Annotated in this window: 5 protein-coding genes; 3 read left to right on the top strand and 2 right to left on the bottom strand. The window is 60.8% G+C overall.

Annotation, left to right across the window (positions count from 1 at the left end; genetic code table 11):
• Positions 1-110: bL21 family ribosomal protein (locus ACHFFR_RS06640; RefSeq protein ID WP_394263479.1), on the bottom strand; the 110-nt coding region annotated here is incomplete at its 3' end.
• Positions 111-280: 170 nt separating this feature from the next.
• Positions 281-2,833 (bottom strand): Rne/Rng family ribonuclease, encoded by a 2,553-nt coding sequence (locus ACHFFR_RS06635; protein WP_394263478.1) that lies wholly within the window; start codon positions 2,831-2,833, stop codon positions 281-283.
• A 501-nt stretch (positions 2,834-3,334) separates the two neighbouring features.
• On the opposite strand from ACHFFR_RS06635, the gene ACHFFR_RS06630 reads away from it, so the two are divergent.
• From ACHFFR_RS06630 to cydD, 3 genes are all read left to right on the top strand, one after another.
• On the top strand, positions 3,335-4,843 hold the full coding sequence (locus ACHFFR_RS06630) for a cytochrome ubiquinol oxidase subunit I (protein ID WP_394263477.1): 1,509 nt from the start codon (positions 3,335-3,337) through the stop codon (positions 4,841-4,843).
• Positions 4,844-4,851: 8 nt separating this feature from the next.
• On the top strand, positions 4,852-5,985 hold the full coding sequence (gene cydB / locus ACHFFR_RS06625; RefSeq protein ID WP_394263476.1) for a cytochrome d ubiquinol oxidase subunit II: 1,134 nt from the start codon (positions 4,852-4,854) through the stop codon (positions 5,983-5,985).
• Positions 5,986-6,171: 186 nt separating this feature from the next.
• Positions 6,172-7,907 (top strand): thiol reductant ABC exporter subunit CydD (gene cydD / locus ACHFFR_RS06620; RefSeq protein ID WP_394263475.1); only part of this gene is annotated, 1,736 nt, incomplete at its 3' end.

Raw genomic sequence — 7,907 nt, 5'->3', positions numbered from 1 at the left:
TCAAGCTCGACCGTGTCGCCAGCTTCGCCTTCAATCCTGTTCGTAACCACGATAGATCCGACGGACACCTTCTCCTGGCGGCCGCCTGTCTTCACAATCGCGTAAACCACGTTCAGCTCATCTCTGTCGATTTGGTGCACTTCAGTGCTTGGAAAAATTTATGACGCTCGTTGCGCCGAGTTACAAGTTTACTGAGATCACCCGGTGGTAACAAGTCTTGGCAGGGCGACGATCGCCACATTATCCGGCGCGTCGCCGCCCTGCGGACCTGTACCAATTCCTAGTTTTCGTCAGCCTTCTCCGCGTCGTTCGACTCGGGCGCCTCAGCCCCGGTGGACTCGGTTTCCTTCGCCGCCGGCTCCTCTGTCTTCTTCGCAGGGAACGACATGATGTGCGACTTCGGCGAGGTGCTCGTCGTAATCGTTCCCGACGACGTCACGCGCCGCTTGCGCTCACGCTTCGGCTTGGCGTCGGCCTGCTCGGGCGCGCCTTGCGACGCGCTATCCGGCTCTTGAGCCTTGTCCTGCTGAGCCGCGTCCTGCTGAGCCGTGTCCTTTTGTGCCGGGCTCCCCTGCTGCTTGTTCTTCTGAGAGCCCTTGTGGGACGAGTCCTTGGGCGCCGAGTCCTTACCCGCCGAATCCTTGTCCGCCGAGCCCTTGCCCGACGAGTTGCGCGACGAGTCTTTCCTCCGCCGGGATCGGCTCGAGGTTTCGCCCTGCTTTTTGCCGTTCGAATCATCGGCCGGCGTCTCGTTGGCCGGCGTGTCGTCGGTCTGCGCGTCGTCGCTCTTGTCGCCATCGTGCTTCGATGACGCGGCGGCGGCGATGCTGGCCAGTGCGGCCCGAACCTCGTCGTGCTTCGAATCGGCATCTTGCTGAGTGGACTGCGACTTCTGCTTTTGCTGCCTGCGCGTGTTAGTGCGCGGGTTCTGCTCCTCGGTTTCACCACGCTCCACCGGGTTGGCGTGCGTGATGTAGCCGTGGCCGTTGCAGCACTCGCACGTGGTGGAGAACGCCTCCACGAGGCCTTGGCCCACGCGCTTACGAGTCATCTGGACTAGGCCGAGCGAAGTCACCTCAGCCACCTGGTGGCGGGTGCGATCGCGGCCGAGGCACTCGATGAGTCGGCGCAGTACGAGATCGCGGTTTTCCTCGAGAACCATGTCGATGAAGTCGATGACGATGATTCCGCCGATGTCGCGCAGTCGCAGCTGACGCACGACCTCCTCGGCAGCCTCGAGATTGTTGCGGGTCACGGTCTCTTCGAGCGTGCCACCCGATCCGGTGAACTTGCCGGTGTTGACGTCGATGACGGTCATCGCTTCGGTGCGCTCGATGATGAGCGATCCGCCCGAGGGCAGGAAGACCTTGCGGTCAAATGCCTTCGCGAGCTGCTCATCCACGCGGCTTGCCTCGAAGATGTCCTTGTCGGAGGTCCAGTGCTCGAGGCGATCAACCAACTCGGGCGAAAGTTCCTCGACGTATTCGCTGATGGTCGACCACGCGTCGTCGCCGGAGACCTTGAGCTCCTTGAAGTCCTCGTTAAAGATGTCGCGCACCACGCGCACAGCGAGCTCGGGCTCGGACTTGAGGATCGAGGGGGCGTTCTTCGACGACTTCGACTTCGCCTGAATGTCCGCCCACGACTTCACGAGGCGATCCACGTCGCCCTGCAACTGCTCCTCCGTGGCGCCCTCGGCGGCCGTGCGCACGATGACCCCGTGCTCGGAGGGAACGACCTTCTTCAAGATGTTCTTCAGGCGCGTGCGTTCCTTTTCCGGAAGCTTGCGCGAGATGCCAGTCATCGAACCGTTTGGCACGAGTACGAGGTGGCGACCAGCGAGGGTAACCTGACCCGTCAACCGCGCGCCCTTGTGCCCGATCGGATCCTTCGTGACCTGCACGAGCACGGCATCGCCCGACTTCAGCGCGTCCTCAATCTTGCGCGGCTTGCCGTTCATGCCCACGGCGTCCCAGTTGACCTCGCCCGCGTAAAGCACGGCGTTGCGGCCCTTGCCGATGTCCACGAACGCGGCCTCCATCGACGGCAGCACGTTTTGAACTCGGCCCAGATACACGTTTCCGACCATCGAGGTCTGGGTGTGGCGAGCCACGTAGTGCTCCACGAGCACGTTGTCCTCGAGCACGGCAATCTGGTTGAGGCCGTCCTGCTCGCGCACGAGCATCGAGCGATCCACCGCCTCGCGTCGCGCCAGGTACTCGGATTCGGTGATGGTCGTACGACGACGGGAGGCGCGGCGGCCTTCCCTGCGGCGGCGCTTCTTTGCCTCCAGGCGCGTCGAGCCTTTCGGTGCGGTCACGCCATCGTTCGAGTCGTCGGAAGAACGACGACGCCGGCGCCGGCGAACTGTCGTGGACTGGCCGTCCTCTTTCTCCTCGGACTTCGAGGAATCCTTGTTATCCGACTTGTCGTCACTCTGGTTGTCAGCCTTATCTGACTTGCGATTGCGCTGACGGGTGCGAGGACTCTGCTTCGACGAGCCACCTTTGGTGTCAGAGTCGTCTGCGGACTCATCGGCGTCGTTGTTCTCGGCCTTGTCGTTCGAATCCTGCTGGCTGTCGTCGTTGTTCTTGCGACCGCCGCGCTTGCCGCGCCTGCGCTTGCGGCTGGCGCCGTCGTCGTCGGAATCGGACGCGGTGTTCATCTTGCGGTTGTCCTGAGAGCTCCCGCTCGAATCGTTACCCTTGTCTCCCGTGTCGGAGCCCTTGCGACCTTCTTCCTGTGTGGACTCATCGCGCGAATCTTCACGGCGAGCACGGCGCGAACGAACGGCGCGGCTCATGTCTGGCTCCTGGAAAAGGAGCGATGTCATTGGCGCAACTGGTGCGCCCTCATTATTTTCGGCACTTTCTGCCATAGGAAATCCCTTAGCCGGTAACTGCGTGCATCTGCGCAATTACCGTGAGTAGTCGCGGCTCTCGCCGCGGAAGCTTCATCTCGAACTCGCCCGGCTGCAGCGCGTCAGCGGCGCACAAAGCAAGTTCCTCGAGCGGATGCACGCTCGGTTCACGCCTCCTATTGTTGCACATTGCGCGAGCAGTGTCAGTGACGTGTCTATCGCATTCACTACAAACTCTCGGCTCGGGACCTTAGTCCCCTCATTTCTGTCAATGGTGCCGTGATCAGGAAGATGAGTTTTCACACTCTGGAACTATTCCGACTTTAGAGACGCAGATCGACAAAGGCGTGAGGTAAGCTGAATCCAACTCTCAGCGTGCTCAGAGATGAGCAGGTGAGACATTCAAGTACATCAGTTTCGGCTGAGACTCGGACTTGCACGGTTCGAGGTAACACACTCGGGAAGGTGACACACGTGGATGTCCTAGACCTTTCACGGTGGCAGTTCGGTATTACGACCGTGTACCACTTCATTTTGGTACCGCTCACCATCGGACTTTCGCCACTCGTGGCAATCATGCAGACCAAATGGCTGCGTAGTGGGGACACGAAGTACCTACGCATGTCGGAGTTCTTCGGCAAGGTCCTCCTCATTAACTTCGCACTCGGCGTGGCAACCGGTATCGTCCAGGAGTTCCAGTTCGGACTCAATTGGTCGGAGTACTCGCGCTACGTTGGCGATATCTTCGGTGCCCCTCTCGCCTTCGAAGCACTCCTCGCATTCTTCATGGAGTCCGTCTTCCTCGGCGTGTGGATCTTCGGCCGCGGCCGAATTTCCGCCAAGGCACACACGATAGCGATCTGGATGGTCGCGCTCGGCACCAATCTGTCGGCGTACTTCATCCTTGCCGCTAATTCATTCATGCAGAACCCGGTCGGTGCCGTATACAACCCGGAGACTGGCCGAGCAGAGCTCGATGGCATGACTGGCTTCATCGAAGTCCTGACCTCAGCGACAACCCTTTACGCAGTTCTCCATACACTCACGGCGTCCTTTATGGTCGCTGGCGCCATGGTCTCCGGCATCTCGATCTGGTGGATCGTTCGCGCGCTGAAGAACAACAACGAAGTCGAGGCTCGCGAGTTCTGGAAGCCGTCGGCACAGTTTGGCCTGAAGGTCCTTGCAGGCGCAGCGATCCTCGTGATCGGCTCCGGTCACTTCATCGGCCAGCATATGTACCACATCCAGCCAACGAAGATGATCGCGGCGATGGGTATCGCCGAATCAGGCGAGGGTCACAACTTGGCACTCATCATGACCGGCACGGAGCTCGAAGCAGACAACATCGTCTCGCTCCCCGTTCCCGGTCTCGAGTCGTTCATGGTGACCAACTCCTTCTCCGGTGAGGATTCCTACCTCATGGGCGTCGAGGAAGTACAGGCAAACTTCGACGAGCGGTTTAATGAGGTGTACGGCGACAACGTCGACTACATGCCGAATCCGTTCATTGCCTTCTACTCGTTCCGCATCATGATGAGCCTCGGATTCACCTCACTAGGACTGAGTATCTTGGGCTTGTTCTTGCTACGTAAGGACAAGCTGATCAATAGCGATCTGATCGCCAAGGTCTTCGTCTGGACGATCCCCTTCCCGTTCATCGCGTCCTCGTTCGGCTGGATCCTCACGGAGATGGGTCGTCAGCCATGGGTCGTATACCCGAACTTCGAGCGCGAAGGCGATCTGACGGCCAGCGAGATGATGCATCTCTTGACGGAAAACGGCGTGTCTCAAAACGTCCTATCCGCAGAAGTTCTCATTTCGGTGGTCACATTCACGCTGCTCTACCTCGCGTTGGGCATCGTCTGGTTCCGACTCATCGTTCGTTACGTCCGTGAAGGCATTAACCCGGCAGACAAGCTCCTGCTGGAGGACGCCCACTCCGCAGACGTCACGGAAGACACGAAGCTTAGCTTCGCTTACTAGGAGGAACTGTGGATCTTTCAGCACTGCAAATTATTTGGTTCGTCCTCATCGCGGTCCTCTGGATCGGATACCTCACGCTTGAAGGCTTCGGCTTCGGCGTCGGTATGCTCCTGAAGATCGTTCCGAAGAACGAAAAGGAACGTCGTCTGACGCTCAACACCATCGGCCCCCACTGGGACGGTAACGAGGTCTTCCTCCTGACCGCCGGTGGCGCAACCTTCGCAGCGTTCCCCGAGTGGTACGCCACGATGTTCTCGGGCATGTACATGGCTCTCATCTTGATCCTCGTCTTCCTCATCGTCCGAATTTCGGCACTTGAGTGGCGCGGCAAGATCAACTCCGACGGCTGGCGCAAGCTGTGGGATACCCTCCACACGACTGTCGCCTGGCTCGTCACCCTCGTCTGGGGCGTGGCATTCGGAAACCTTGTTCAGGGCACCGAGATTCAGGTTGGTCACTACGCCCAGCGCGGTGGCGGCGAGTTCATCCCGGCCGATCCCGCCGGCGTCGACGCCGCACTCGTGGCAGGCGATCAGCACTTCCTCACGGGAGGATTGGTCTCTCTGTTCACGCCGTTCACGATCCTGGCAGGCATCGTCTTCCTCGCCCTCTTCCTCACGCATGGCGCGCTGTGGTTGGCGATCAAGACGAAGGGTGACTACCACAAGCGTGCATTCGATCTGGCGAAGAAGCTCTCCCTCGCGTCCACGGCCATCACGGCCGTCTGGGCGATCTGGGGTCAGCTCGCCTACTCGGAGAACGCGATCGGTTGGGTCCCCTTGCTCATCGCAGCTGTGATGCTCATTGGCTCCACGCTGATGGCTCAGCAGAACCGGGATCTCCCCGCGTTCTTCATGTCCTTCGGTGGCCTCGCCTTCGCTGTGATCTGGGTCTTCACGACCTTCTGGCCGAACGCAATGAAGTCCTCGATCGACCCGGCCTACCACCTCACGCTGCAGCAGGCATCTGCCACGGGCCCGACCCATTCGGTCATGCTCATCGCAGCCGTGATCTTCGTGCCGATCGTCTTGGGCTACATGGCATGGTCCTACAAGCAGTTCGCCGCCCGCCTCGGCGTCGAGAACATCTCGGACGAGCCGGCTGGCCTGCGCCCTGACAAGATTCGCGAGTTCGCGGACTAACGTCAGCTAATCCAGAAAGGGAGCGTGAAAGTTTCACGCTCCCTTTCTTCTTGCCCGGCTCTTTCGTGCCCGGCACTCTTGTATCGCGTCCGATGGCCCTGTGAGTTCTCTTTTCTCCTCGTGGGCGCCTAGAATATTGATCTATTCAAGGAAGTTGGTGCTGTGAAACCCTTTGATCCTCGTTTGATGCAGTACGCCCGTACGACGCGCGTCTACATCGGGTTCCTCGTTCTCCTCGGTATCGTCGACGCGGCGCTCATCGCGATCCAGATCGTCCTCATCGCCAAGGCGGCCTCCCCCGTCTTCTATGGCGAAGCAACTCCGGCCGAGGTGCTTCCGCTCATTGGCTGGCTCGTGGTGGTCTTCGCGCTCCGATTCGCCTTCCTCTATATCCGCGAGAGCTTCGGGCACCGCTCAGCCGTTCAGGTGATTACGGATCTGCGCGGCAAGGTGTTGAACCACGCCGCCAATCTCGGCGAGCGCTGGGCATCCGGTAACACGACGAACACTGTCACGCTCGCAACTCGCGGCATCGATGACCTCGAGGATTACTTCGTCAACTTCCTCCCCCAACTGTTCCTCACCGTCACAGCCGCCCCGGCGCTGACGGTCTTGCTCGCCACCTACGACTGGATTTCAGCGATGTTCGTGGTGTTCTGCGTGCCTCTCATCCCGATCTTCATGATCCTCATTGGCAAGATGACGGCCCGCTACTCCAACCAGCGCCTCGCCGCGATGCAGCAGCTGTCCGCACAGCTTCTGGACCTTCTCGCTGGACTCGCCACCCTCAAGGGTCTAGGCCGCGAGGGCGGTCCGGAAAAGCGCGTGGAGGGCCTCGGAAAGCGTTTCGCGCAAAAGACGATGCAGACCCTGTACGTCGCATTTCTCTCCGGCGCCGCACTCGAATTCCTCGCCACCCTGTCCACCGCGCTCGTTGCCGTCAACGTCGGTTTGCGCATGGTCGACGGCTCGATCCCCCTCGAGGTTGGCTTGATCGTCATCATGCTGACCCCGGAGATCTTCAAGCCGCTTCGCGAGGTGGGCACTCAGTTCCATGCGTCTGCAGATGGCGTGACGGCCGCCGCGAAGGTCTTCGAGATCCTCGAGACGCCGGCGCACGAGCACACCGGCACCGCCGAGGTTCCGAACCTTGACGAGGCCGCGATTCGTTTCGAGAACGTGTCCGTCTACGCGCCCGCGCGAGCCACTGTCGCCCCCGCCAATCTCACGACGACGATCGAGCCCGGCCAGATCACGGCGCTGCGGGGGCCGTCCGGATCCGGTAAGACGACGGCGGTCCACGTGCTTCTCGGTCTTCTGGCCGCCGACGAGGGCGAGGTTTACGTCGGGGACGTGCCCCTGTCACATATCGATCGCGACGCCTGGTGGGATCAGATTTCCTGGGTGCCACAGCGCCCTGCGATCGTTCCTGGCACCGTCAGCGAGAACGTGGGCGCAACGGGAGAACGCGCCCGCCGAGCCGCAGAGCTCACCGGCTTTGACGGCGTCGTCGATCATTTGCCCGACGGCTGGGATACGCACATTGGCCACGGCGGAACTGGTCTGTCGGTCGGTCAGCGCCAGCGCCTTGCGCTGACCCGCGCGCTCATTTCGTCGCGCAAGATAGTTATCCTCGACGAGCCCTCGGCGCATCTTGACGCGATGAGCGAAGAATACGTGACGAACGTTGTGCGCACCCTCAAAGCCGAGGGGCACACCGTCGTCGTGATTGCGCACAGGCAGGCGATCACCCAGCTCGCTGATCGCGTCATTGACGTTATCCCCGCCTCCCGTGACATCGAAGCCGAGCTGCGCGAGGCGAAGGCGATTCGCGAGTCGGTCGAATACGCGGACTTCGTTGAGTCTCAGCGCGCCGATTACGCCCTGCCCCAAGACTGGCGGGGCGCGAATTCCTCCGGGCA

The sequence above is a fragment of the Trueperella sp. genome (assembly GCF_043424875.1).
Taxonomy (GTDB): Bacteria; Actinomycetota; Actinomycetes; order Actinomycetales; family Actinomycetaceae; genus Trueperella.
This window is presented reverse-complemented; position numbering and strand designations above follow the sequence as displayed.